25 protein-coding genes and 1 tRNA gene are annotated in these 23523 nt (G+C 63.5%); 17 read left to right on the top strand and 9 right to left on the bottom strand.

The annotated features are described in order from the left end of the window. Positions 1–5 precede the first annotated feature (5 nt). Positions 6–1499 carry a sensor histidine kinase gene (locus HWV23_RS01650; RefSeq protein ID WP_178288732.1) on the bottom strand — a complete coding sequence of 498 codons (1494 nt, stop codon included), beginning with the start codon at positions 1497–1499 and terminating at the stop codon, positions 6–8. 119 nt (positions 1500–1618) lie between these two features. Here HWV23_RS01650 and HWV23_RS01645 point away from each other — a divergent pair, with 119 nt between their 5' ends. The 5 genes from HWV23_RS01645 to hflX all read left to right on the top strand — a co-directional run bounded on the left by HWV23_RS01645 (position 1619) and on the right by hflX (position 8327). Beyond that, complete coding sequence (locus HWV23_RS01645; protein WP_178288731.1) at positions 1619–2104, top strand: Rpp14/Pop5 family protein; 486 nt, start codon at positions 1619–1621, stop codon at positions 2102–2104. A 2-nt stretch (positions 2105–2106) separates the two neighbouring features. Continuing rightward, a complete protein-coding gene (psmA, locus tag HWV23_RS01640) occupies positions 2107–2853 on the top strand; it encodes an archaeal proteasome endopeptidase complex subunit alpha (protein ID WP_178288730.1) in 747 nt (248 codons plus the stop codon). A gap of 155 nt (positions 2854–3008) precedes the next feature. Further along, positions 3009–6155 carry a S8 family serine peptidase gene (locus tag HWV23_RS01635; RefSeq protein ID WP_178288729.1) on the top strand — a complete coding sequence of 1049 codons (3147 nt, stop codon included), beginning with the start codon at positions 3009–3011 and terminating at the stop codon, positions 6153–6155. A gap of 71 nt (positions 6156–6226) precedes the next feature. Further along, complete coding sequence (locus tag HWV23_RS01630) at positions 6227–6952, top strand: ribosome assembly factor SBDS (RefSeq protein WP_178288728.1); 726 nt, start codon at positions 6227–6229, stop codon at positions 6950–6952. Between the two features lie 67 nt (positions 6953–7019). Further along, positions 7020–8327 (top strand): GTPase HflX, encoded by a 1308-nt coding sequence (hflX, locus tag HWV23_RS01625; RefSeq protein WP_178288727.1) that lies wholly within the window; start codon positions 7020–7022, stop codon positions 8325–8327. Between the two features lie 45 nt (positions 8328–8372). Here the strand turns inward: hflX and moaC are convergent, their stop codons facing one another. The 4 genes from moaC to HWV23_RS01605 are packed head-to-tail and all read right to left on the bottom strand — an operon-like array spanning position 8373 to position 11657. Then, complete coding sequence (gene moaC, locus HWV23_RS01620) at positions 8373–8864, bottom strand: cyclic pyranopterin monophosphate synthase MoaC (protein WP_178288726.1); 492 nt, start codon at positions 8862–8864, stop codon at positions 8373–8375. 60 nt (positions 8865–8924) lie between these two features. Beyond that, positions 8925–10358, bottom strand: a complete 1434-nt coding sequence (locus tag HWV23_RS01615; RefSeq protein WP_178288725.1) for an NAD(P)H-hydrate dehydratase — start codon at positions 10356–10358, stop codon at positions 8925–8927. 42 nt (positions 10359–10400) lie between these two features. Next, positions 10401–10679 (bottom strand): acylphosphatase, encoded by a 279-nt coding sequence (locus tag HWV23_RS01610; protein ID WP_178288724.1) that lies wholly within the window; start codon positions 10677–10679, stop codon positions 10401–10403. Positions 10680–10739: 60 nt separating this feature from the next. Beyond that, a complete protein-coding gene (locus tag HWV23_RS01605) occupies positions 10740–11657 on the bottom strand; it encodes a DNA-3-methyladenine glycosylase family protein (protein WP_178288723.1) in 918 nt (305 codons plus the stop codon). A 115-nt stretch (positions 11658–11772) separates the two neighbouring features. Here HWV23_RS01605 and HWV23_RS01600 point away from each other — a divergent pair, with 115 nt between their 5' ends. Further along, positions 11773–12213 carry a DUF555 domain-containing protein gene (locus HWV23_RS01600; RefSeq protein WP_178288722.1) on the top strand — a complete coding sequence of 147 codons (441 nt, stop codon included), beginning with the start codon at positions 11773–11775 and terminating at the stop codon, positions 12211–12213. Positions 12214–12264: 51 nt separating this feature from the next. On the opposite strand, the gene HWV23_RS01595 is transcribed toward HWV23_RS01600, so the two are convergent. Further along, positions 12265–12501, bottom strand: coding sequence for a UPF0058 family protein (locus tag HWV23_RS01595; RefSeq protein WP_178288721.1), 237 nt, complete (start codon positions 12499–12501; stop codon positions 12265–12267). 166 nt (positions 12502–12667) lie between these two features. Between HWV23_RS01595 and HWV23_RS01590 the strand changes: the two genes are divergently transcribed. The 7 genes from HWV23_RS01590 (at position 12668) to HWV23_RS01560 (ending at position 18434) form a co-directional block, all read left to right on the top strand. Next, a complete protein-coding gene (locus tag HWV23_RS01590; protein WP_178288720.1) occupies positions 12668–13072 on the top strand; it encodes a translation initiation factor IF-2 subunit beta in 405 nt (134 codons plus the stop codon). Between the two features lie 195 nt (positions 13073–13267). Then, entirely contained in the window at positions 13268–13552 is a 285-nt protein-coding gene (locus HWV23_RS01585; RefSeq protein ID WP_178288719.1) for a DUF357 domain-containing protein, read from the top strand. A gap of 51 nt (positions 13553–13603) precedes the next feature. Next, positions 13604–13879: an ArsR/SmtB family transcription factor gene (locus HWV23_RS01580; RefSeq protein ID WP_178288718.1), complete on the top strand. Its 276-nt coding sequence runs from the start codon at positions 13604–13606 to the stop codon at positions 13877–13879. A 54-nt stretch (positions 13880–13933) separates the two neighbouring features. Further along, on the top strand, positions 13934–14239 hold the full coding sequence (locus HWV23_RS01575; protein WP_246282714.1) for a DUF8036 family membrane protein: 306 nt from the start codon (positions 13934–13936) through the stop codon (positions 14237–14239). A 228-nt stretch (positions 14240–14467) separates the two neighbouring features. Next, the gene (locus HWV23_RS01570; RefSeq protein ID WP_178288717.1) at positions 14468–16819 is read left to right on the top strand and encodes a DUF7282 domain-containing protein; all 2352 of its coding nucleotides are present in this window, start codon (positions 14468–14470) and stop codon (positions 16817–16819) included. A gap of 288 nt (positions 16820–17107) precedes the next feature. After that, on the top strand, positions 17108–18091 hold the full coding sequence (locus HWV23_RS01565; protein WP_178288716.1) for a transcription initiation factor IIB: 984 nt from the start codon (positions 17108–17110) through the stop codon (positions 18089–18091). 169 nt (positions 18092–18260) lie between these two features. Further along, positions 18261–18434 carry a DUF7836 family putative zinc-binding protein gene (locus tag HWV23_RS01560; RefSeq protein ID WP_178288715.1) on the top strand — a complete coding sequence of 58 codons (174 nt, stop codon included), beginning with the start codon at positions 18261–18263 and terminating at the stop codon, positions 18432–18434. 32 nt (positions 18435–18466) lie between these two features. On the opposite strand, the gene HWV23_RS01555 is transcribed toward HWV23_RS01560, so the two are convergent. Both HWV23_RS01555 and cyaB read right to left on the bottom strand, forming a co-directional pair. Beyond that, the gene (locus HWV23_RS01555; RefSeq protein WP_178288714.1) at positions 18467–19672 is read right to left on the bottom strand and encodes a methionine adenosyltransferase; all 1206 of its coding nucleotides are present in this window, start codon (positions 19670–19672) and stop codon (positions 18467–18469) included. Between the two features lie 76 nt (positions 19673–19748). Next, a complete protein-coding gene (cyaB, locus tag HWV23_RS01550) occupies positions 19749–20291 on the bottom strand; it encodes a class IV adenylate cyclase (RefSeq protein WP_178288713.1) in 543 nt (180 codons plus the stop codon). Positions 20292–20382: 91 nt separating this feature from the next. On the opposite strand from cyaB, the gene HWV23_RS01545 reads away from it, so the two are divergent. Beyond that, positions 20383–21378, top strand: a complete 996-nt coding sequence (locus tag HWV23_RS01545; protein WP_178288712.1) for an FKBP-type peptidyl-prolyl cis-trans isomerase — start codon at positions 20383–20385, stop codon at positions 21376–21378. A gap of 417 nt (positions 21379–21795) precedes the next feature. Here the strand turns inward: HWV23_RS01545 and HWV23_RS01540 are convergent, their stop codons facing one another. Next, positions 21796–22011 carry a hypothetical protein gene (locus tag HWV23_RS01540; protein WP_178288711.1) on the bottom strand — a complete coding sequence of 72 codons (216 nt, stop codon included), beginning with the start codon at positions 22009–22011 and terminating at the stop codon, positions 21796–21798. A gap of 59 nt (positions 22012–22070) precedes the next feature. Here HWV23_RS01540 and HWV23_RS01535 point away from each other — a divergent pair, with 59 nt between their 5' ends. The 3 genes from HWV23_RS01535 to HWV23_RS01525 all read left to right on the top strand — a co-directional run bounded on the left by HWV23_RS01535 (position 22071) and on the right by HWV23_RS01525 (position 23463). After that, positions 22071–22811, top strand: coding sequence for a hypothetical protein (locus HWV23_RS01535; protein WP_178288710.1), 741 nt, complete (start codon positions 22071–22073; stop codon positions 22809–22811). A 46-nt stretch (positions 22812–22857) separates the two neighbouring features. Next, complete coding sequence (locus tag HWV23_RS01530) at positions 22858–23280, top strand: group I intron-associated PD-(D/E)XK endonuclease (RefSeq protein ID WP_178288709.1); 423 nt, start codon at positions 22858–22860, stop codon at positions 23278–23280. 98 nt (positions 23281–23378) lie between these two features. Next, positions 23379–23463: transfer RNA gene (locus HWV23_RS01525), tRNA-Ser, on the top strand. Positions 23464–23523: the final 60 nt, after the last annotated feature.

Genomic DNA, 23523 nt, shown 5'->3' with positions numbered 1-23523 from the left:
GCGGCCTACTCGTCGGGGCGGCGACTGCTGTGTGGGTGGGAGACGACGGCGTCGTCGGCGCAGTCTGTCGCCGGTATCCGGAGGATGACGGCGGTGCCACCGTCGTCCGATTCGAATTCGAGTTCGCCGCCGCTGGCCCGACAGACCCAGTAGGCCAGCCAGATACCCAGTCCGTTCGAGTGGTCGACCTTCGAGCGCTCCCGCTCGCCGAGGACGACTTCGTAGAGGCTGGGGTCGATTCCGGGGCCGTCGTCATCGATGCGGAGTTCGTAATACTCGCCGTCGTAGGTTCGTTCGGCCGTGACATCGATTTCGGGCGTCGACGCGTCGTTGTGGACGATGGCGTTCTCGACGATTTCGGTGATTGCCGTCCCGAGGTCGGTCGTGGCCCTGACACAGGCCCCTTCGGGGACGTCTACGCGGATTCGCGGGTCGGCATCGATGTCGGGGAGTTCTTCGATGGCTTCCTCGACGGTCGGCCGGAGGCGTATCGTGCGCTGGTCGGTCGATTCGACGGCCAAGTCCTCGGCGATTCGCGTCCGTTCGCTGATGCTCGCGAGTTCCGAGGCGGCCTCGTCGATGCGTTCGAGTTTCTCCGCGTCCGACCCGCTGACCTGGTCGGCGAGATACTGGGTATATCCGAGGATGACGCTGACGCGGTTCCGGATGTCGTGTCGGAGGATACGTGCGAGGACGGCGAGTCGTTCCTGTCGCTGCTTCTGGGAGGTCACGTCGATGTAGATGCCGTAGCCGTTGGCACCGTCGGCCTCGCCGGGCACGGTCAGTCGGATGAACTCCCGGCGACCGTGTATCGTTTCGAGTTCGATGGTCTCCTGGTCCAGTACGTCGACGGGGGAGTCCCGGTCGTCGCCGGTCTTCTCGACGGGGTTGATATCGCCGTTCGGCGGGACGATGTACTCTTCGAGCGGTTCACCGACGATTTCCGACTGCCCGAAGCCGAACACGTCGGTAAACGCCGGGTTGATACGCCGGGCGATGGCCGTCCCGTCCTCGAACTCGGTTTCGACGACGGGGTTCGGGACGTTATCGAAGAGGGCGTCGAAGCGGTTCCCCTCGGCCCGTTCCCGTTCGGCGGTTCTGACGCCGATGAGGAGGCCGCCGAGCGCCGCGACCACGACGGCGTCGGCAGCGATGATGAGCGGTCGGAGTTCGTCCTGCAGGTACTGCTGGATAGCGATGATGAAGACGAAAAGCACGGTGACGAAGGCAGCGCTCGACAGCATCCACGCGACGATGGTGTGGACGTACTCCGGACCCCATCCCGACAGATACAGTTGGACCCCGCCGGCAAGGATGGCTGTCGACAGCCCCAGAAGGGGGAAGTTCTCGAACGTCGTGCTAAGGAGGGACTTCCCGTCGAGAACGTCGGTCCACATGTCGTAAACCGGCACCGACGCAACGACGAGGCTCACGAGGACGATGACAGCCGCACCGAGTAGTGGCTGTAGCCCCTCCTTTCGCCCTCGCTTCGTGGACATACCGTATCCATTGTTTACCATGGTTAAAAGTTTAAACGTAAATCTCCTAACAAAATAGTTGCGGACGGCCACGCCCCTGAACCGCTGGCTCTTTGCCGCTCGCTTCCGAACTCGGCGGCGTGAAGCATCTCCCGAAACACCTCCGGCCGCGGTGGCGGTATCTGGCTGTCGGCCTCGAATCCTGGCCCGATGCCGATATCGACCGTCGGTCCTTCCAGCGGGAACTGTGGTTCGCGGCCCAGAACCTCATCGGCGATGCCGGGAGTGCCGACCTCGACGGGAGCGTCCTCCACTTCCGTTTCGAGGACGGTGAGGGTGAGGCGGTCATCCGGGCCCGCCGTGGCGAGACCGAGCGCCTGCGGGCCGTTCTCGCGACGATTTCGGAACTCGACGGCCAGCCGTTGGGCGTTTTCGTTCGGGGCGTTAGCGGGACGGTACGTGCCTGTGAGGAAAAGTATATAGGACGCCCGCGGGAAGAAATCGAAGAGAGAACCGTCGCGTTCGCGGGTTCCGACCGGCAGGCCGTCATCCGGGGCGACCGGGTCGACGTCGAAATGGCCGGCGGCCGCGTGGGCGCGACAGCATTCGATATTCAGGATACCTAACAATGCAGGGACAATCGCAGCAGCAGGCCTACGACCGGGGGATTACCATCTTCTCCCCGGACGGACGTCTGTACCAGGTCGAGTACGCGCGCGAGGCGGTCAAGCGAGGGACGGCGTCTATCGGTGTTCGCACCGAGGACGGCGTCGTGCTGGCCGTGGACAAACGCATCCGCTCGCCGCTGATGGAACGCACCAGCGTCGAGAAAATCCACAAGGCCGACGACCACATCGGCATCGCCAGCGCCGGCCACGTGGCCGACGCCCGCCAACTCATCGACTTCGCGCGCCGTCAGGCACAGGTCAACGAACTCCGGTACGGCGAACCCATCGGCGTCGAGACGCTGACGAAGGCCGTCACCGACCACATCCAGCAGTACACGCAGGTCGGCGGCGCCCGCCCCTTCGGTGTCGCGCTCATCATCGGCGGCATCGAGAACGGCGAACCCCGCCTCTACGAGACGGACCCCTCGGGGACCCCCTACGAGTGGCAGGCGCTCGCTGTCGGCGCCGACCGCGGCGAAATCGAGGATTACCTCGAAGAACATTACAACGAGGAACTCACGCTCGATGAGGGCGTCGGCCTCGCGCTGGAGGCGCTCGCGTCGGTCAACGACAACGAACTCCGCCCGGAGGGCATCGGTCTGGCAACCATCTCCGTCGACGACGAGAACTTCGTCGAACTCTCCGACGAGGAGATTGAGAGTCATCTCACCGAACACGGTCTGCTGGCCGACGAAGACGAGGAATAACCCGACTCGCCGTTTTCTCGATTCTCCAAACGGGATAGCGACCGGTGACGGGACTGCATAGTTGCCAACCCGACCCGTTCGTCGGGGTCGTATCCTTTGGACGGTTTTGTCAGAATCCCTTATTCGGGGTAGTTCGACCTCTCGGGTAGCTACGTATGTCTAAGAACCCGATGGAAGACGACGAAAACGCGTTTTCGAGGCGAACGTTCATGAAAGCCTCCGGGGCGATGGCCGGAGCCAGCGCCCTCGGACTCGGCGCGGCCGGTTCGGCGGCCGCCGAGGACTTCGAACTGGACAGTCGCCTGCTCAACTGGCGGACTGTCGAAGCCCAGAAGGTCTGGGACCGCGGGTTCCGTGGCCGCCCCGACCGGACGCTGGCGCTGACAGACTCCGGTATCAGCGCCCGCCACCCCGAACTCGGGCCGTTCAACGGGGTTACTGCTCTCATCGAGGACGACGGGCTTCGCCTCATCGACCCCGAAGCGAGCGACCGTGATATCACTCAGATTGGCGACCAAATCGAGGAGTTCCGAACGGGAACTGCCGGTCCCGGAACCTTCGTCGAGGGATCGGAAGTGACGACCGAACCGTTCGTGCCGAGCACCGTGGTGACCGAGCAACTGTCCGAAAGCGGCGACCCCGTCCAGCTCGCCGCCGAACTCCACTGGAGTCCCTATCAGGACAACACGAACGACCTCGAACTCCGGCTGGATATTCAGGGGCCGGACGGTTCGTGGTCGGAAGTCGCCCGAGCGGCGACGGCGGGGATGCCCGAGACGCTCTCGGGCGTCGAAATCGACCCCGAGGCGACATACCGGTTCGTCGCCGAGCAGTACACGAACACGAACTGTGACTTCCGGGTTACCCTCTCGCTGTTCGAGGTTTCCGGTGAACTGAAGCCGGCCGACGACCCCTTCGCGTTCCTCGACGACGACAGCGACGAACCGATGCCGAAGACCGTCGGCTGGTACGACGCCGGCGGCCGCTACGGCAACTTCGACAGGCCGCGTGACCCCAACGGCCACGGCTCCCACTGTGCGGGCATCATGACCGGGACGGGCCGTGGGTCGGCCATCGACTACGATAACACGGAGGTCGACAAGCCACAGGCCATCCTTCTGCCTGGCGACTTCATCGAATACGAGGTTGACGTCCACGCGACGTCGTCGGTGTTCGTGTCGGCCCTCGGCGAGAACGTCAAGGTCGAAATCGTTCTCGACGACGAGATAGTCCACGAGTCGCCGCTCCGACTGGATAGCATTATCGCGGACGAACCCGCGGTTCACGATTCGGGAACGGCGACCTACACCGTTCGGGTCCGTCCGATGGAGACGAACGCGGCGGCGCCCGCGGCCCAGCAGGCCCAGAACGGTAACCCGACCACCGGCCGACTCAAGGAAATCGCCTACGGCTCCTACATCCCGCCGGCCGAAGTCACCGAGGGTGCCCGCGCCGAGGGCGGCCCACAGACGGTCCATCCCGGACTCGCGCCGGATATGTCGCTTGTCGGCTTGCAGGGTCTGAGCGGCCCGACAGTCGACCTCGGCAACCACGCCGAGGAGTTCGCGAAGACGTTCAACATCCGCGCGGTCAACATGTCGTGGGGCTACGCCTACGGGCTCCCGCTCGGTGCCTTCGGCGGCACCCTCGATGAGACGCCGGCGTCGCTGAAGGACATCGCACAGGCCGGCATCCTGCCAGTCGCCGCCGCCGGTAACTTCATGACGCCCGCCAACGGCAACAGCGTCCCTGCGGGCATGGACGAGCCGATTTCGGTCGCCGCGACCGGCCCGTTCGACGGACTGACGCCGTACTCCGCGGGTGGCGTCGGCACAATCGACGAGGACGAAAACGACGTCGACCGCAAGCCCGACGTGACGGCCCCTGGCGGCGACATCGACGACTTCCTGGTCCTGCTCGGAACGGGCGTGGCCGGAACGCCGTACCCGGTTCCCTCCTATTACGAACTCGTCCGGTCCGTCAGCGCTGCGAGTCCCGACGAATCCTTCGACGCCAACGACCCGCCGCGTGACTACGCGTCCCTCGGCGGCACGTCGATGGCCTCGCCGTACGTCTGTGGCGTTTCCGGACTCGTCGCGCAGGCGATGGAGGAGGAAGCGCCCGACTCCATCCAACTGCCGACGCCGGAGGAACTGGCGAACATGGACAAGGGCGATGCGCTCGACTGGACCTACCGCCTCAAGCAGGTCATCCTCGCGACGGCCTCCGAGACGGCCTTTACGGCCGCTCCCTACCACGCCGCGAAGTCGCCACCGCACGCGCCGGTTTACACCCACGGCGGCCGCGACCCCTACGAGGGTTTCGGACGTGCGAACCCCGACGCCGCCGTCGACGCCGTCTCCCGGAACCTCTTCGGCGATGACGTGTTCCCGGAACTGGGCGACAGCGACTACGACGAAGAGTACCGCGAATCCGTCGGGACGTACATCCCCGAGGACTCCCGCGCGGTCGCCGGCTACGTGACCGTTCCGGGCGGGGATTTCACGGCTTCAATCGAGTTCGACGACTACAGCGGCGGCAACGACGGAATGGCGAAGGGCAGTCCGCACCTCGACCTGTTCGTCTACGACGCCGAGAACCCAAGCCAGAACGGTGAACCGAACATCGTCGCCAGCGACCAGGGCGAACAGGGGTCGGCCTCCGTCTCGGTCAGCGTCCCGCGTGGCTCCCGGGACGAACCCACCGAACGAACCTTCTACGTCGTCGCGAAAATCGTCAACATCCCCGGCGTCGTCAACGGCTACGACGTGCAAGCGAACTTCGACTTCAACGTCGGCTTCTCGCCGGCCGCACGGTTCGATGACCCGGTCGTCGACTTCACGGCGACCGGGACCCGAAGCGACGATGGGTCGGTCTTCCTCGGTGGGCAGACCAACGAGGTCAACGTGACCCTCGAGAGTTTCAACGACGACCTCACGGACGAGGCGGAACTCTACGACGTGATTCCGTCGGAGTGGTCCCTGCAGACCGAGTACAGCGACGCAGTCGTCGACGGGGAGACGGAGGACGGCCGTACTCGCATCCAACTCGTGCGCAAAGACAATGCGGGGAACGTCAGCGACGAGACCGTCGATTCGAGCGACGTTTCGGGCGACGACACGGAGACGTTCACCTACTTCGTCGAGGCCCCGGCATCCCCCGGTGCGTCCGGCCCGTACACCTTCGGACCCGCAGAGGCCGTGGCAGTCGACCCCGATGCCGGCGAGAACAAGGAAGTCGGCAGCGAATCCTCGACGGTCGGCAGCGAGGACCAAAACGTCCTCATCGGCCAGCAGACCTGAGCGCGCCGCCGCTGTTTTCGACCCGCCTTTTTGTAAACACCTTTTAGCCCCGCCCGCCCGTAGCGAGACGTATGATATCCCTTGACGAGGCGGTCACCGCCCGTCTCGAATCCCACGGACAGCGGTTCGAGGTGCTCGTCGACCCCGACGCGGCGCTGGCCATCAAACGCGGCGAGTTCGACGGCGACCTGGAGGACGTCATCGCCGCAGAGGACGTCTTCGAGGACGCCTCCTCGGGTGACCGCCCGCCGGAGGACGCCCTCGAAGAGGTCTTCGGGACGACCGACCCCCTCGAAATCATCCCCGAGGTCATCAAGCAGGGGGAAATCCAGATTACGGCCGAACAGCGCCGCGAGATGCAGGAGCAGAAGCACAAACAGCTCGTCAACAAAATCGCGCGCAACGCGGTGAACCCGCAGATGGACGACGCGCCACACCCGCCCGAACGCATCGAACGGGCCCTCGAAGAGGCGGGCTTCCAGGTTGACCCGATGGAACCCGTCGAACAGCAGGTCGACGAGGCGCTGGACGACCTGCGGCCGGTCATCCCCATCCGCTTCGACGAGGTGGTGATGGCGGTACAGGTGCCCGCCGACTACGCCGGCAGCGCACAGGCGCAAATCCGGCAGTTCGGCGACCTCAAAAGCGAGGAATGGCAATCAGACGGGTCGTGGGTCGGTGTCATGGAGTTCCCGGCCGGCCTCCAAAACGAGTTCTACGACCTCGTCAACGAGGAGACCAGCGGCGAGGCGGAAACGCGGGTTGTCAAAGACGAAGACGAAATCTCGACTCGATAGCCACGACTGTCAACGAATCACACGGTGTCCGGGTGCTTAAATACCGTGGCCATCTATCCTATAGTAAGTGACAGGGACTAACGGAAAGGCCGTCGTCGCCAAGCGCGTCGACGACGGAGACCCCGATACGGAAGAGGTACGTGACCTCGCTCGCGCGGCCGGCTACACCGTCGTCGGCGAGGTGACCCAGACCCGAAAGGAGGACCCCGCACTCCACATGGGGGAGGGGAAGGTCGCGGAGTTGGCCACCGTCGTTGCCGACAGCGACGCGACGACGGTGATTTTCGACAACCGCATCGGCCCCTACCAGATGTACAACCTCGGGACCGAACTCCCCGAGGGCGTCGAGGTGCTGGACCGCTTCAAACTCATCCTCGATATCTTCGGCCAGCGCGCCCAGACCAAGAAGGCGCAACTACAGGTCGAACTCGCGGAACTGCGGTACGAACTCCCGCGCGCTGAGGCGAAAGCCTCCCTCGCGAAACGGGACGAGCGACCGGGCTTCATGGGCCTCGGTGAGTACGACGAGTCCCGCGAACAGGACATCAAGGCCCAGATAAGCCGTATCAAGGACGAACTCGAACGCATCGAGCAGACCGAGGAACACCGCCGCGAACAGCGTCGGGAATCCGGCTTCGACCTCGTCGCGCTGGCGGGCTACACCAACGCCGGCAAATCGACGCTACTGCGCCGACTCTCCGAGGACCTCGATATCGACGAAAACGAGGGTCTCCACCCGGACCTCGATGCGACCGCCGAATCCGAAAATCGGCTGTTCACGACGCTCGGAACCACTACTCGACGCGCGGAGTTCGACCGCCGCGACGTGCTGGTCACCGACACCGTCGGCTTCATCTCGGACCTCCCGCACTGGCTCGTCGAATCGTTCAAATCGACGCTCTCGGAGGTCTATCGGGCCGACCTCGTCCTGCTCGTGGTCGACGTCTCCGACTCCGTCGAGGAGATTCGCGAGAAACTGGTGACCTCCCACGACACCCTCTATGAGCGCAACGAGGCGCCCATCGTAACGGTCCTCAACAAGATAGACAGAATCGACGACGAGGAACTCGAACGGAAGAAGGACGCGCTGAACGCGCTGGCGCCCGACCCGGTCGCCGTCAGCGCGAAGGACGGTGAGAACATCGCGGAACTACGGGCCCGCATCGACGCCGAACTCCCCGACTGGCTCCACGAACGCCTCGTCATCCCGATGGCCGACGATACGATGAGCCTCGTCTCGTGGCTCCACGACCACGCCCACGTCGAAGACGTCGACTACGGCGAACAGGTCGTCGTCGACTTCGAGGCTCGGCCCGCTATCGTCGAACAGGCCCGGGCGAAGGCGGGCGACCTCGTTCCCGCGACGGCGGAATAACGCTTGCTTCGGGATTTATTCTAACCGGCCGGTACTTCCCACCCGTCACTCCCCGTCCAGCCGCCGTTTTTCCTTCGTAACGACTTCGACATCGGAGATGCGCGTTCCGGGATACTGCCCCGCGTCGTCCTTCTCGGCGGCTTTGACCATATCCCAGACCGTGTTGAGGCCGGTCGTAACGCCTTCGAGGGCCTCCATCTCACAGCCGGTCTTACCCGTCGTCTCGACGGCGACGGTCAGCGACACGTGGTCCTCGCCGAGTTCGAAATCGGTGTCGACGTTCGTAATCGGAATCTGGTGGCACATCGGAACCGTCTCCCAGGTGTGTTTGACGGCCTGAATCGCCCCGACGCGGGCGACGGCGAGCACGTCGCCCTTCTCGATGCCGTCGTCCCGAATCGCGTCGACCGTCGACGATTCGAGACTGATTTTCCCGCGGGCGACCGCCCGCCGGGCCGTGTCGGGCTTGTCGCCGACGTCGACCATCTGGGCGTCGCCCTCGTCGGTCACGTGCGTGAGGTCGGACTCGTCGCTCATACCCGAACGTGAGAGTCACGGCGCGAAAAACTACCGGGGTCGAAGCGGACTGGAGGCCCCTCACTCGTCGGGCCACAGCGCCCGCGGGAGGGCTTCGAAGAGGTCCGTCGCCGTGAGACCGTAGCCCTGCTCGTCGACGACGATATCGCCGGCCCGGCCGTTGGCGTAGGCGGCGAGGGGGGCCGCATCGTCGGGGTCGAGCACGCAAGCGAGCGCGCCCGTCGCGCCTGCGAGAACGTCGCCGGTACCGCCGACGGTCATCCCGGGGTTGCCCGTCCGATTAATGCGGGTCGTCTCGCCGTCCGAGATGACGTCGTAAGCACCCTTGACCAGCAGCGTGTGGCCGAGTTCGTCGGCGAAGTCTGCTACGAGGTCCGCACGCTCGCGCCAGTCGTCGTCGGTCTCGCCGCCCATCTTCCGCAACTCGCCCTGATGGGGCGTACAGACGAGCGTCGCGTCGGTCTCGACAGAGGGTACGACCTGCAGGGCGTCGGCGTCGACCACTGCGGTGCCCGAGAACTCCTCGAGGAAGTCCGCGACGGCCTCCAGCGTCACGTCCTGGTCGCCGAGGCCCGGACCGAAGACGACACAGTCGGCGTCCTCGGCCGACTGCAGCAACTTCTCGACGTGCGGCGGCGCGAGGTAGTCGCCGGGGAGCGTTTCGACGATGAGGTTCTCGCTGTAGCCCTGTACCTCGCGGGCGACGGGTTCGGGACAGGCGACGTAGGCGAGGTCCGCGCCCGCCCGGAGCGCGGCCTGTGCGGACAGCGCCGGTGCACCGGTGTAGGGGCCGCCCCCGACAACGAGGACGGAGCCGAAATCGCCCTTGTGTCCGGTCGGGTCCCGCGAGAGTCGCTGGAGGTCGCCCCGTTCGACGAACAGTTCGGCCGCTTCGGGAATGCCGATATCGGCGACGGTCAGGTCCGCATCGAGGTCCGCGAGTCCCGGCTTTTCGTCGTGGAACGTGACGACGTGGTCGGCCTCGACGGCCGGACCCGGCGCCTCGCCGGTATCGGCGTCGACCCCGGAGGGGACGTCGACGGAGACGACCGTCGCCTCGGTTGCGTTGATGGCCTGCGCGGCGGTCGCCTCGGGTTCACGGAGCGCGCCGGTGACGCCCGTTCCGAGCATCGCGTCGACGACGACGTCCGGAGCGTCGAGGTCGAAACCGGCCGAATCAGTCACCGTTCGGGCGTCGATTTCGGCTTCCTGCAGGGCGTCCCAGTTCTCGCGCGCGATGTCGGTCCGGATTGTCTCAGGTCGGCCGAGCAGGAGCACGGTAACGTCGAACTCCGAGAGGAACCGCGCGGTGACGAAGGCGTCGCCGCCGTTGTTCCCGCGGCCACAGACCAGCGTCACGGAATCTCCCGGAGCGGCGTGCTCGCGAACGACGCGAGCGACGGCGTTGCCCGACGACTCCATCAACTGCTTGCGAGGCACGCCGAGGGCCTCGGCGTTCGCGTCGACGACAGCCATCTCCTCGCTCGTTATCATACGTGAGGCTTCGTGCGGTCAGGGGGTAATTTTTCCGGCGTGTCAGTACCGTATTTCGAAGCCATCGAGGCCCTCCGGCGGTTCGTATTCGACCTCGACGTCATCGACGCGGGCCTGCGGACTGCCCGTGTGACACCACTCGACCATCCCCTCGACGGCGTCCTCGTCGCCCTCGAAGACGGCTTCGACGCGGCCGTCCTCGAGGTTCTTGACCCAGCCGTCGACGCCACGCTCGCGGGCCGTATCGCGAGTGGTCGCTCGGTAGTAAACGCCCTGTACCGTCCCGGAGACGAAGACGTGCGCGCGGGTTCGGTCGCTCATGGGCGTGCATGGTGCGGGATTCTTCAAAAACGTCAGGTCCGCGTGGGGGGTGACGCCGGATTACTCGCCGCCGTTGCGGAGGTAATGGAACACGTACGTCTGAGCATAGCCGGCGTAATCGCCGCCGAACTGCTCGCGGATAGCGCGAGACGTGTCTGTGTAGGAACCGCGTTCGCAGTCCGGGTAGTAGTCCTCGATGGCGGTCCGAATCCAAGTATCCAGCGGGACGGCCTCCAGATAGCCGAGCGAAAACAGGAGGAGGCAGTCGGCCACCTTGTCGCCGACGCCGACGAAGCGGGTCAGCGATTCGCGGGCGTCCTCGTAGGCCAGTCCCTGTGCTTCCTCCGGCGTCGCCTCGCCGCTGGCGACCATCTCGGCGGTCCGCTGGACGTAGGGCGCACGGTAGCCCAGAGAGAGGTCCCGCAGTTCGCTTTCGGTCGCTTCAGCGAGTTGTTCGGGCGTCGGGAAGGCGTGGTACTCCTCGCCGTCGAAGGCGACCGAATCGCCGTACTCCTCGGCCAGCGTCGTCACCATCCCGTAAATCCGGGAAACGCGCATCTGTGCTGAGCAGATGAAGGAGATGAGACAGCCGAACGGCGGGTCCCGGACGAGACGGAGCCCGCCGTACTGCTCGTAGGCGCGGTCGATGAGCGGGTCTTCCGGCGTCGTGTCGATGATTGCATCGAGGTCGTCGTCGAGTCGGAGCAGGTGTTCGAGGTGGGCAGGTGCATTGGGCGTGGACGCTTCCCAGTCGAGACGGCCGTCGGTCTGGCGCGCGCGGACGACTTCGGGTTCGTTCGTCCCGGTTTCGGTCGCCGGAAGCACGGTGTAATACCACGCGTCGCCGCCGTGGGCCGCGTCGGTTTCGTACATCCGGTCGTCCTCGCGGCGCCACAGATACGACTGGCCGCTCTCGACGGTCGACTGCAAATCGAGGCCGCCGTCGAGGTCCGCTATCGGAATCGTCCCCGTTTCCATACCTACCCGTAGGTGTCGGGTGGTTTCGGCCTTTCGAGTCCCGCCGATGAGTGGTCGTGAGTCCCAAATCGCGTGCGGCCGAACCTTCATGTCGGTTCGGACGTTAATGACTAACATGGACTGCCGAGTCGTCGTCGAAGCCGCGGTACCGGTGTACGACGTATCAACGGCCGACGAGGCGGTGCGAATCGCGATTTCGAAGACGGGGGAGATGCTGAATCCCGACCTTAACTACGTCGAGATCAGCATGGGGAGCCGTGACTGTCCGCATTGTGCGGACGAACTCGAACCCGCGTTCATCGCGGCCGACGAGGGGTTGGTCGCACTGGAGTTGGAGATGACCGTCTTCAACGTCGAGCGCGACGAACACGCCGCCCGAATCGCCCGCAAGGAGATCGGCAAACGCCTCAAGAACATCCCGCTGGAGGTTCTGGAAATCGAGGTCCTCGAAGAGGACGAGGAGGAAGCGGAGGCCGCCGAAACGTCGGAGACGGACTCCGACGGCGAGGACGACGACGAAGTCCTCCCGGAGTTCGAGGAACTGATCGACGAGTAGCGCCGCTGTCGGGTGTTGCGTTCTGAGAGAACCGCCGCGCTATCGGCGAGGTTAGTCGGCCGTTGCGGAGACCGGCGTCTCGGCTTCCGAGCTCATCTCTTCAGTGAGTCCGTCAGCGAGCGCGAAAACAGCTGCCTTGTGGTCGGTTTTTGATTTGTGGATCGATGTCGGTCGAACGCCGAGTTCGGTGTATTTCTGGTGTTCGACTTCACAATCGGCTACCTGCTCGTAGTGGTTGCATACCTCTGCAAGCAGGCCGTGGAGATGAATGAGCTCCTGCTTTTTCATGGTCATATGCGCGTAGCGACTCGGGACATATAGAACTATCCTGACACAGGTTAACACATATCCCCGATAGACGCTCCGTGCGTATCGTTACCAACGGTTTCGGATTTCCGGCAAGGGCTGTCGATTTCTGGGAAAATTTTTCCCCGAGGAGGGGAAAAGAGTAGTCATGGACTACGAAGAGCAACTCGACCGCGCCATCGAGGAGACGCCCGATATCGAGGAGGCCGCAAGCCGCTTCGACCTTCCCGACCCGGACGTCCGACAGGAGGGCAACGTCACTGTCTACGAGAACTTCCAGTCCACTATCGACACGCTGGACCGCACCGAGGACCACGTGATGAAATACCTCCAGAACGAACTCGGGACCTCCGCGACCATCGACGAACGGGGGCGGCTCCGCCTGACCGGCGAGTTCCGTCGCAACCGGGTTCAGGAGGCCATGGACGAATACGTCGACGGCTACGTCATCTGCCCGGAGTGTGGCCTTCCGGACACGCGTATCGAGAAGGAAAACGGCGCCGAACTGCTCCGGTGTGAGGCCTGCGGCGCGCGGTCGGCAGCTGGGAACTAGCCACTTTTTGCACGCTCCGCCGGTCTGGCGCGCTACGGCGCCTCGCTTCGCTCGGCGCCGCGAACCGCTCGCTCACTCCGTTCGCTCGCGGATGCTAACGTCTGTTTTACCCGCCCCTCTGTTCGACCGTTTAGGAATCTCCTTACTCGAAAACCGATGCTGGTACTCTTTTAGTAGGCGGTCGATACCCTCGCTATGGCCGCCGACCTCGAAGAGAAAACGGACCGCTACGAGCGACTGCTGGCGGAGGCGCTGGACGCCGCCGAAATCGCCCCGCAGGAAGGAACGCCGCTGCACGACGCCGCGCTGGAATACGAGGAGATGGCCCGGTCGTATCTCGAAGACGGCCGGCACTTCCGCGAGGAGGACGACCTCGTGAACGCGCTGGCGTCGTTCTCGTACGGGCATGGGTGGATGGACGCGGGTGCGCGAATGGGCATCTTTGAGGTGCCAACTGAGGGACACCTTTTTACTGTCTAGACCCGCCGGAATCCCCCTCTTTTACGTCGGATGCCTGTGTGTGCGTTGGTAATGGAGGCGGCCCTCTGGTATGTGCTCTCCGGAACTCGGGGTGGGGCGAACCGCGCCCGCATCCTGCGGGCGCTGGACGAGCGGCCGCGAAACGCCAATCAACTGGCTGAGGACCTCGAACTCGATTACAAGACGGTCAGACACCATCTCGAGGTGCTCGAAGACAACAACGTCGTCACCGACAGCGGCGACGACTACGGGAAGGTCTACTTGCCGAGCGAATCGACGCGGGTCCACTGGGACACCGTCGAGGAAATCTTGGAGAAGGTGACCTAATATGGGTGAATTTGGGAAAGTGTATATGTACGTCAGATTGGAAGGTGATGTATAGTGCTCGTACGTATCGTGCAGGTCTTCGCCGTCCTGAATACCGTCCTACTTGCCGGGCTCCTCTACGTCTGGGGCCGCAACTGGTGGCAAATCCGCTCGAAACACACGCTGGGGCTGGTCATGTTCAGCTTCTTCCTCCTCGGGGAGAACCTGATGATGGTCTACTTCTTCATCCTCCATCCGGGACTGAACGCCTGGATTCACAACGACCAGATGGTCCCGCCCATCGCCCAGACCGCCCTCGCGTTGCTCCGCGTGCTCCAGTTCATCGGGCTGGCCTTCCTGACGTGGGTCACCTGGGACTGACCGCCCTTCCCATCCGAACGGTTCCATCACGTCGGTAGACACGGCCTACCGAACCCCCGCCGTCGCCCGGTAACTGTTTTATAACATCATTTCAGCGAAACCTTCCCGTAGCGATGCGAACACGAACCGGACGGAATGGAGTCTCTTCTGTCGATTCTGTATTCCTCTGGGATGAATTTGGGCCTTAGTTCGGCAAACGCCTTTTTATATGTTTGAGAAGGTATACCCATGCATCGTAGCATAGGTGCTGTCCTAATGGCGTTCCTGCTGGTCACGAGCGGCGTGGCCTTCGGGTTCGCCGGAACGGTCGGCGCCCAGAGTCAGTCCGCAGACGCAACGATTTCCCAACAGACCTCCGGCGGCACGACGGTCGTCGTCGACGAAGTGACGGTACCCGACGGCGGGTTCGTCACCATCCACGATTCGACCGTCCTCGACGGCGGCGAAGCCGTCTTCACGAGCGTGCGTGGCTCCTCCGACTACTTGGAGCCGGGCACCCACGAGAACGTCACCGTGACCCTCGACGAGCCGCTTGCCGAGGACGACACCCTCGTCGCCATGCCGCACCGTGATACGGACGGTGACCGGATTTACTCGTTCGTCTCCAGCAGCGGGGAAGCCGACGGCCCCTACACCGCCGACGGTGAGGCGGTCGTCAACACCGCCAACGTGACCGTCAGCGCGACGGTCCAGATGGGCGACCAGCCGACCGACGGCTCCTCCGTCGTCGTCGACCGCGTCGAGCTCTCCGAGGACGGCTTCGTGACGATTCACGACTCCTCGCTGCTCGATAGCGCAACCTTCGACAGCATTCGTGGCACGAGCCAGTACCTCGAAGCCGGCGTCCACGAGAACGTTCGGGTCCAACTGGACGACGAACTCCAGAACGAGGACACCCTCATTCCGATGGCCCACCAGGATACGAACGACAACCAGCAGTACGACTTCGCGGAATCCGAGGGCGGTGAGGACGGCCCCTTCGTCAACGACCAGGATGAAGCCGTCCTCGACACCGCGGCCGTGACGCCGACCGACGAGACCACGGTCACGATGAACGACACCGCGACTTCCGGCCACTACGTTACCGTCGACGAGGTGTTCGTCGCTGAGGGTGGCTTCGTGACGGTTCACGACTCGACAGTCCTCGACGGCGAGGTCTTCGGTAGCATCCGTGGCTCTTCCGAATACCTCGAACCGGGTCTCCACCGGAACGTGGGCATCCACCTCGACGAACCGCTCGAAGAGGACGACACCCTCGTCCCGATGGCCCACCGCGACACGAACGACAATCAGGAATACGACTTCGCTGACAGCGAAGGCGAAAACGACGGCCCGTACACGACCGACGACGATGACGCGGTCGTCGACACGGCCAACGCGACCATCTCCGCGGAAGTGAGCATGGACAACGCGCGTGTGAACGGTAACACGGTCGTCGTCGACACCGTCGACCTCGCGGAGAGCGGCTTCGTGACGATTCACGACTCCTCGCTCTTCGCCGGCGAAACCCTCGGTAGCGTCCGTGGCACGAGCCAGTACCTCGAAGCAGGCCACCACCACAACGTCACGATTCAGCTCGACGAACCGCTGAAGACGTCCCAGACGGTGGTTCCGATGGCCCACCAGGATACGAACGACAACGAGCAGTACGACTTCGTCACCAGTGAGGGCGCCGACGACGGTCCCTACACCTACGCTGGCGGCGCAGTCGTCGACACCGCTCGCATGAGCGTGCTCGCGCAGGTGTCCTTCTCCAGCCAGGAGAACGTCGAGAACACTGTCACGGTCGACAACGTCACGCTCCACAACGGTGGCTTCGTGACGATTCACGACTCGACAGTCCTCGACGGTGACGTCTTCGACAGCGTCCGTGGCACGAGCGAGTACCTCGCCCCCGGCACGCACCAGAACGTCGAAGTCGAGATCGACGAGGTGCCCGGCGGCGAGGACACCTTCGTGGCGATGCCGCATCAGGACACGAACGGCAACCAGCAGTACGACTTCGTCTCCAGTGAGGCCGCCGAGGACGCGCCGTACGTCGCCGGTGGCGGCGCCGTGGTCGCCGCGGCGAACGTTTCGGCAGTCCAGACCGCGGAGGTCTCCATCAGCGACCAGACCACCGACGGCAGCACCGTGACGGTCGACAGCGCGTCGCTGTCCCACGGCGGGTTCGTCACCATCCACGACGGCTCCGTGCTTGACGGCGCGGTCTTCGACAGCGTCCGTGGCACGAGCGAGTACCTCGAAGCCGGCCAGCACTCCGACATCGAGGTGTCGCTGGACAGTTCCTACGAGGAGGACGGCACGGCAGTCGCCATGCCCCACCTCGATACGAACGGCAACGAGGAATACGACTTCGTCTCCAGTGAAGGCGAAAGCGACGGCCCCTACACCGCAGACGGGAGCGCGGTCGTCGACGACGCCTCGCTGACGGTCGAAAGTATGAATGAAGGGACCGAAACGATGGGCGGCGGCAACGACGCCGACGGCATGTCCGACGGTGACGGTGCCGGCTTCGGCGCAGTCGTTGCGCTGCTGGCCATCATCGGCTCGGTCTTCGCGGTCCGCCGACTGAACTGAACGACAACCACGCGGCGTGGCATCCACCAGCGGTTTTTCTTTTGACGGTCGAACCACCGGCAGAGGAGTCCGTAGTAAGGCTTATATGTTAATCGGGGTGTGGTAACCCAAATCACGCGTTACTCGCTAACACACGTAATGCCTTCAGACGTCTTCTAACGGCTGTTTGACTGCCAAAGCCGGCGAAAGGTTTAAGTACCTTTCGAACTAACAGTATGTTAGGAAGAACGGTCCCGGATTTCTTGGGTTTTCCTCCTCCGGTGCCGACCGTACTCCATCACATCCATCATGAGCGACACAAGTATCCGAACCTACACGGACGAGAATCGAACCGAGAGTACCCAGCAGGCAGAGTCCGAAGAAGCCGACGAGTCCGAACTGACCTGTCCCGAGTGTGGTTCCCGCCTCGAAGCGGACACCGAGCACGGCGAGACCGTCTGTAGTGAGTGTGGCCTCGTCGTCGAAGAGGACAACATCGACCGCGGTCCGGAATGGCGTGCCTTCGACAGCTCCGAGAAGGACGAGAAGTCCCGCGTCGGCGCACCCACGACGAACATGATGCACGACAAGGGCCTGTCGACCAATATCGGCTGGCAGGACAAGGACGCCTACGGGAACTCCCTGTCCTCGAGCCAGCGTCAGAAGATGCAGCGCCTCCGCACCTGGAACGAGCGCTTCCGGACGCGCGACTCCAAGGAGCGCAACCTCAAGCAGGCGCTGGGCGAAATCGACCGGATGGCATCGGCGCTTGGCCTCCCGGACAACGTCCGCGAGACCGCCTCCGTCATCTACCGCCGCGCGCTGCAGGACGACCTCCTGCCGGGCCGCTCCATCGAGGGCGTCTCGACGGCGTCGCTGTACGCCGCCGCCCGACAGGCCGGCGTTCCCCGTAGCCTCGACGAGGTCGAACGCGTCTCCCGCGTCGACAAGATGGAGCTCACCCGGACGTACCGCTACATCATCCGGGAGCTCAACCTCGAGGTCAAGCCCGCCGACCCCGAAAGCTACGTCCCGCGGTTCGTCTCCGACCTCGACCTCGAGGACGAAGTCGAACGCCGCGCTCGCGAACTCATCGAGGCGGCCCGCGAATCCGGCATGCTGTCGGGCAAATCGCCCGTCGGCCTTGCCGCCGCGGCCGTCTACGCCGCCGCGCTGCTCTGCAACGACAAGGTGACCCAAAGCGAGGTCAGCGAGGTCGCTGACATCTCCGAGGTCACCATTCGGAACCGCTACAAGGAACTCCTCGAGGCGGCCGAAGTCGCCACCGCGTAAGGCGACGACTCGTCCGGTTCGGGATGTGAGTTTGCGGCTTCGTTTTTATAATAACTGCCGACGTGAGCGCGGTCCCTTCTATCGAGTCGTTCGAACCACGAGCGACAGCACCGACTCGGAAAGGTAATGCGTGACAAAGGTTTTCATACCTCCCCGACGATGCCCCGGTATGGAAACGTACGTCCGACTGTTGTGTCCCGAATGTGGTAAGAACTGGCAGGATTCTCCAAGCGACCTTCCCGACCCAGCCCGGACGTTCAACTGCCCGAACTGTCACGCGAGTCGCCCCCTCTCGGAGTTCGCTCGCACCGAACACGACCTCCAGAACCTCAAACAGTTCTAAGGGCCCACCGGCCCCACCGTCTCGCCGCCCGTTCAGAACGTCGTTAGCTCGCCGTCGATGACGCGCTCGGTAATCGAGGAGACGTCGCCGAGTTCGCGGTCGATGATGTCGCTGACCTCGTCTTCGATGTCGCTGACTTCGACGCCGTCCTCGGTGACGAGGCTGGCGTCGGCGACGTGGGGGCGGTCGATGGGCTGGCCGATCTGGGAGAGCAGACGGATACGAATCTCTCGAATCCCGTCGACTTCGTCGACGACGGTTTCGGCGATGTCCGTCGACAGGAGGTTGTAGATTTTCCCGATGTGGTTGACGGGGTTCTTCCCGGAGGTGGCCTCCATCGACATCGAGCGGTTCGGCGTGATGAGGCCGTTGGCGCGGTTGCCGCGGCCAACGGAGCCGTCGTCGCCCTGTTCGGCGGAGGTGCCGGTCGTCGTCAGGTAGATAGAGCCCTCCTCGTAGTCGTCGGCGGTGTTGACGTGGACGTTGACCGAGCGGTCCGTAAAGCGGGTCGCGAGTTCCTCGACGAATTCACGGACGTCGCGGACGGCGTCGTCGTAATCGTCGATATCCTCGATGTACCGGTCGACCATCGCAACGGCGATTGTCACGTCGATGTCGTCGCCCTCGCGTTTGCCCATGACCTTGATGTCCTGACCGACGACGGGGTTGTCGTCGCTGTAGTGGCCGTTGAGCTGTTTTTCGGCCTCGAGAACGATTTTCTCGGTTTCGGTCAGCGGCGCGTGGCCGACGCCGAAGGAGGTGTCGTTGGCCATCGGGACCTGCGCGCCGTCCTCGCTGAAGACCTCTTGGAGGTCGCCGGAGCCCTCGCCAAGCTTGACGTCGACGATGATGTCGGTGCCGAAATCGAGAAGCGGGAAGTGTTCGGCGAAGTACTCGCGGGCGGCCCGAAGCGCGATGGTTTCGGCCGGAATCCGCTGGTCCTGATACTCCTTTGTCGCGCGGCCGGTGATAAGCAGATAGATAGGTTCGATGACTTCGCCGCCCTCGAAGGCCGGCGCGGCGGAGCCGGCGACCAGTTGCGTCTCGTCGGTGTTGTAGTGAAGTACCTTGCCGACACGGTCCAGATAGGCGCGGGCCAGCGCCTGCGAGACGTGTTCGGCGATGCCGTCACAGATGGAGTCCGGATGCCCGAGGCCCTTCCGCTCGACGATTTCGACTTCCTGGTCTTCGACCGCGCGGCCGTCGACCGGCTCGACGCGAATGTTTCGCTCGCTCATTACACCATCGTACCTCTCGGGCGGTTCTATAACTTACGGAAACCAAACGCACAACACTAATTACCAGTAGGTATATCTACGCGCTCTCGTCGAGCAGCAGGCCGAGATAGGAGGTCCGGACCTGTTCGTCGGCGTCGAGGCCGAGGTCCTGAAGTAGTCGAATCGCGCCCTCGCGTGCGGAGTCGATGGATTCCTCTTCGGCTTCCGTTTCGACTTCGACGTACTCGCCGAGGCCGGCAACGTTGTCCAGCGTTACCGTGTAGCCGTCACAACTGAACCGCTCACGAATCTTCTCGACGGTCGCGGCCGGCGCAAAGCCGAGTTCGTCGAGGATGCTCGCCATCGTCTCGCCGTCGTCGACGCCCGTCTCCCACTCCTCGCGGGTCTTCGAGGCTTCCTCGACCAGCGGACCTTTATACGTTACCCGAGCGGTCGACTCGTCCTCGTAGGTCTCTCGGCGGATGCGCAGGGCCTCGTCGGTTTCGGCGAAATCCCGGACCGGGTGGTCGTAGTAGGTGTCGACCTGCTCGACGATGCCCTGTGGTTCGGCATCGAGTTCCGCCAACCGCTCGCGGACGGGCTCGTGGTCGGCCCGCACTTTCAGTTCGACTTCATACATACCCGCTCCGTCGCTCGGCACGAGTAAAAGCGCCGTGGCTCGCCGAACGGGAAACGTGATTGTTAAGGGTGCGACGACTGACGTTCACAGTATGAGTGATGAACCCGATGAGGTCGAGGAGACCGACGACGCGGCCGAGGATGCCGCCGAAGAAGTGACCGAAACCGAGACCGAGGAGCAGGACGTCGAGGCCGAAGCGGAAGCCGAGGGCCTGCAGGACGGCGACTTCATCCGTCTCGCCTACACCGCCCGCACCGTCGAGGACGACCAACTCGTCGACACGACCGACGAAGAGGTCGCCGAAGAGGAAGGCGTCGCCGACCAGGGTACCTTCGAACCCCGCGTCATCGTGCTGGGCGAGGGCCACCTCTTCCCCCAGGTCGAAGACGACATCCGCGGCAAGGACGTCGGCGACGAGGGCAGCGTCGTCGTCTCCGGTGAGGACGCCTTCGGCGAGTACGACGAAGAGCAGGTCCGCACCGTCTCCGCCGACAAGATCGACGAGGACGACCGCTACCCCGGCGCCCGCGTCCAGATCGAGGGCGAACAGGGCGTCCTCGAGACCATCATCGGCGGCCGCGCACGCGTGGACTTCAACCACCCGCTGGCCGGCGAGGACATCGAATACGACTACGAAATCCTCGAACAGGTCGAGGACGACCTCGAGAAGGCCAAAGGCCTGCTCGGTATGTTCCTCGACGTCGACCTCGAGATGTGGGTCGAGACCGACGAGGTCGAGGAAACTCGCGTCGAAGAACCCGACGAGGACGACGACGAGGACGCCGAACCCGAGACCATCACCGAGACGGTCGAGAAGGAAACCCTCTACGTCGAATCCACGCCCCAGCTGGCGATGAACCAGCAGTGGATGATGCAGAAACAGCAGATTGCACAGCAGGTCATCGACCTGACCAGCATCGACCGCATCGTCATCGAGGAAGTCCTCGATGGCTCCGGCATGGGAATGGGCATGGGCGGTATGATGGGCGGCATGGGCGGAGCCGGCGGCGCCCCCGAGGACGTCGACATCGAGGAAGCCCTCGAAGAAGCCGACATCGACGCCGACGAAATCGCGGACGAACTCTAGCCACTTTTTGCACGCTCCGCCGGTCGCGCCCGCTACGGGGCGCGACCCGGCTCCGCGGCAAAAACGTGGTGAAAATATGCGCGACTCGTTCCCGTCGCACGCCTGACGGCGTGCGGTGGTCACTCGTCGCTACGGCGCCTCACTTCGTTCGGCGCCGGGAACCGCCTCGGGGGCGTTTTTCAAACGCCCCGCTCGGCGGATACTAACCTGAATTCTTGCTAAACTGTTGTAGAGAAGTTCTTGTGTAGACTGGTGGGACAGAACTAGTGGACATGTCCGCGAGCGCGAAGCGCTCGCGGTTCACCGCGCCGAGCGTAGCGAGGCGCGGGACCAAGCCCCGACCATCGGGAGGGGCGCCGTGTCTTTTTCATCGAAGTTTTTGCCGGGTCGGCGAAGCCGACCCGTGCAAAAAGTTCGTCAGAAGTAGGACTCGGGATTCGCCAGCCACTGGCGGTTTTTCGCGCCGACGAAGATGGTGGCCACCAGCATGATGCCGACGACCACGAGGGTGGCGACGGAGGCGGTGACGTACTCACCTACGAGCGTTGTTCGGAGCAGTTCGACGACCCCGCCGACCGCAATGGCGGCGACGAGCAGGGCAAACAGGAACGACACCGGTTTCGTCCAGTCCATAGGTGAGTGTCCGAGGGTGGGATTATAAAACTCAAGACGTTGCCGCGAGTTATGTCGGTATGACCACCGTCGCCGTCCTCTGTGACCCGCCGAAACCCGGTCAGGTACTCGATGAACTCGTGGAGACCACACCGGTCTCGGAGACCGAAGCCGTCGAGTTATATAAGGCGCTTCTGAGGGATACCGTCACGGCCGTCGAGAAAAGCGGCGGCGAGTTGCTCGTGAACTACCGGAGCGAGGATGACCTCGACGTCGCAGTCGAGGACAGCGAGGCCGAAATCCGAACCGTCATCGAGGATATCGTCGATATGGAGGAGGCGCGCTTCGAGGTGCAGGTCGGCGAGACGTTCGCGGGACGCGTCGGCAATACGGCGACGCACCTGCTGGAAAACGAGGAGGCCAGTTCGGTCGGTATCACCCGCCCCGAGGCTGCGTTTCTCGCCCGAACGGAAATCGACGAAGGGGCGATGAAACTCCGGAGCACGGACGCCGTCGTCGCGCCGTCGCCGGGCGGTCGCGTCTACTATGCGGCCTTCGGCGAGGCCATCGACTTCACCGACTGCTTCGCGCCGCCGGCCCTCGAAACGGTCGTCGACCGGTGTCTCGACGCGGGTCTGGACGTCGAATTCGAACAGCAGAAGACGTACGTCGAGACGGGTGCGGACTTGGCGGACGCGCTGACGCAGGTCCGAACGCGCCGGAAGGCAACCGGAATCGTTCCGAAACACTTCGCCGAGTGGGCGGCCGAATCGGACCTCGTCGTGGAAGCCGACGACGAGGGGTTGTCGATTGTTCGGTGATTAGTTGAGGATAATTTAATAATATTTCGGGGTAAATATCTGGGGTGTGAACACAAAACAGAGGGGAGATATTACGGAAGCGATAGCAGTTGCAGAGTTGAAGAGGATGGGGTTCACTGTCTCGACGCCGGTCGGGGAGACTTCTCGATATGATTTGATTGTTGACACTGGGAATGATTTGCTCCGTATCCAGTGTAAGACTGGTTGGATGACCGATGATGGTGCTCTGGTTTTTAAAGCGTGTAGTACGGAGTACAATACTTCCGGCCATCATGCAAACCGGAGTTATGATGGAGAAATCGATGCGTTTCTCATCAGACAACCGGAGACTGATGCCCTCTATTTTATTCCGATTGAAGATGCTCCCTCCCGAGAAATGACGCTACGGTTAGACGGAGAGGCTAACCAAAGACAAAACGACGCCTCGGAATACCGCCTCTCAGAATCCCTCGCTACAGCAGGGGAATGAGTATGAACCGATTCAAACCAGAGCGGTATCAGTCTGGAATACAGATGTCGGTAGAGGACCGATAAGTCTTACAACGACCGACGAGAACTCCGACATATGGTGGGATGGCAGAGCGGCCCATTGCGCCGGTCTTGAAAACCGGTCCCCGGAAGGGGTTCCTGGGTTCAAATCCCAGTCCCACCGTATTCTCTCGTGAATCCCCGGCCAGCGGCGCGACCGATGTATCAAACGCCCGTTTGACCG

The sequence above is a fragment of the Natronomonas halophila genome, assembly GCF_013391085.1.
GTDB lineage: Archaea > Halobacteriota > Halobacteria > Halobacteriales > Haloarculaceae > Natronomonas > Natronomonas halophila.
The sequence above is the reverse complement of the archived record's forward strand: the minus strand, read 5'-3'. Positions and strand labels throughout refer to the sequence as shown.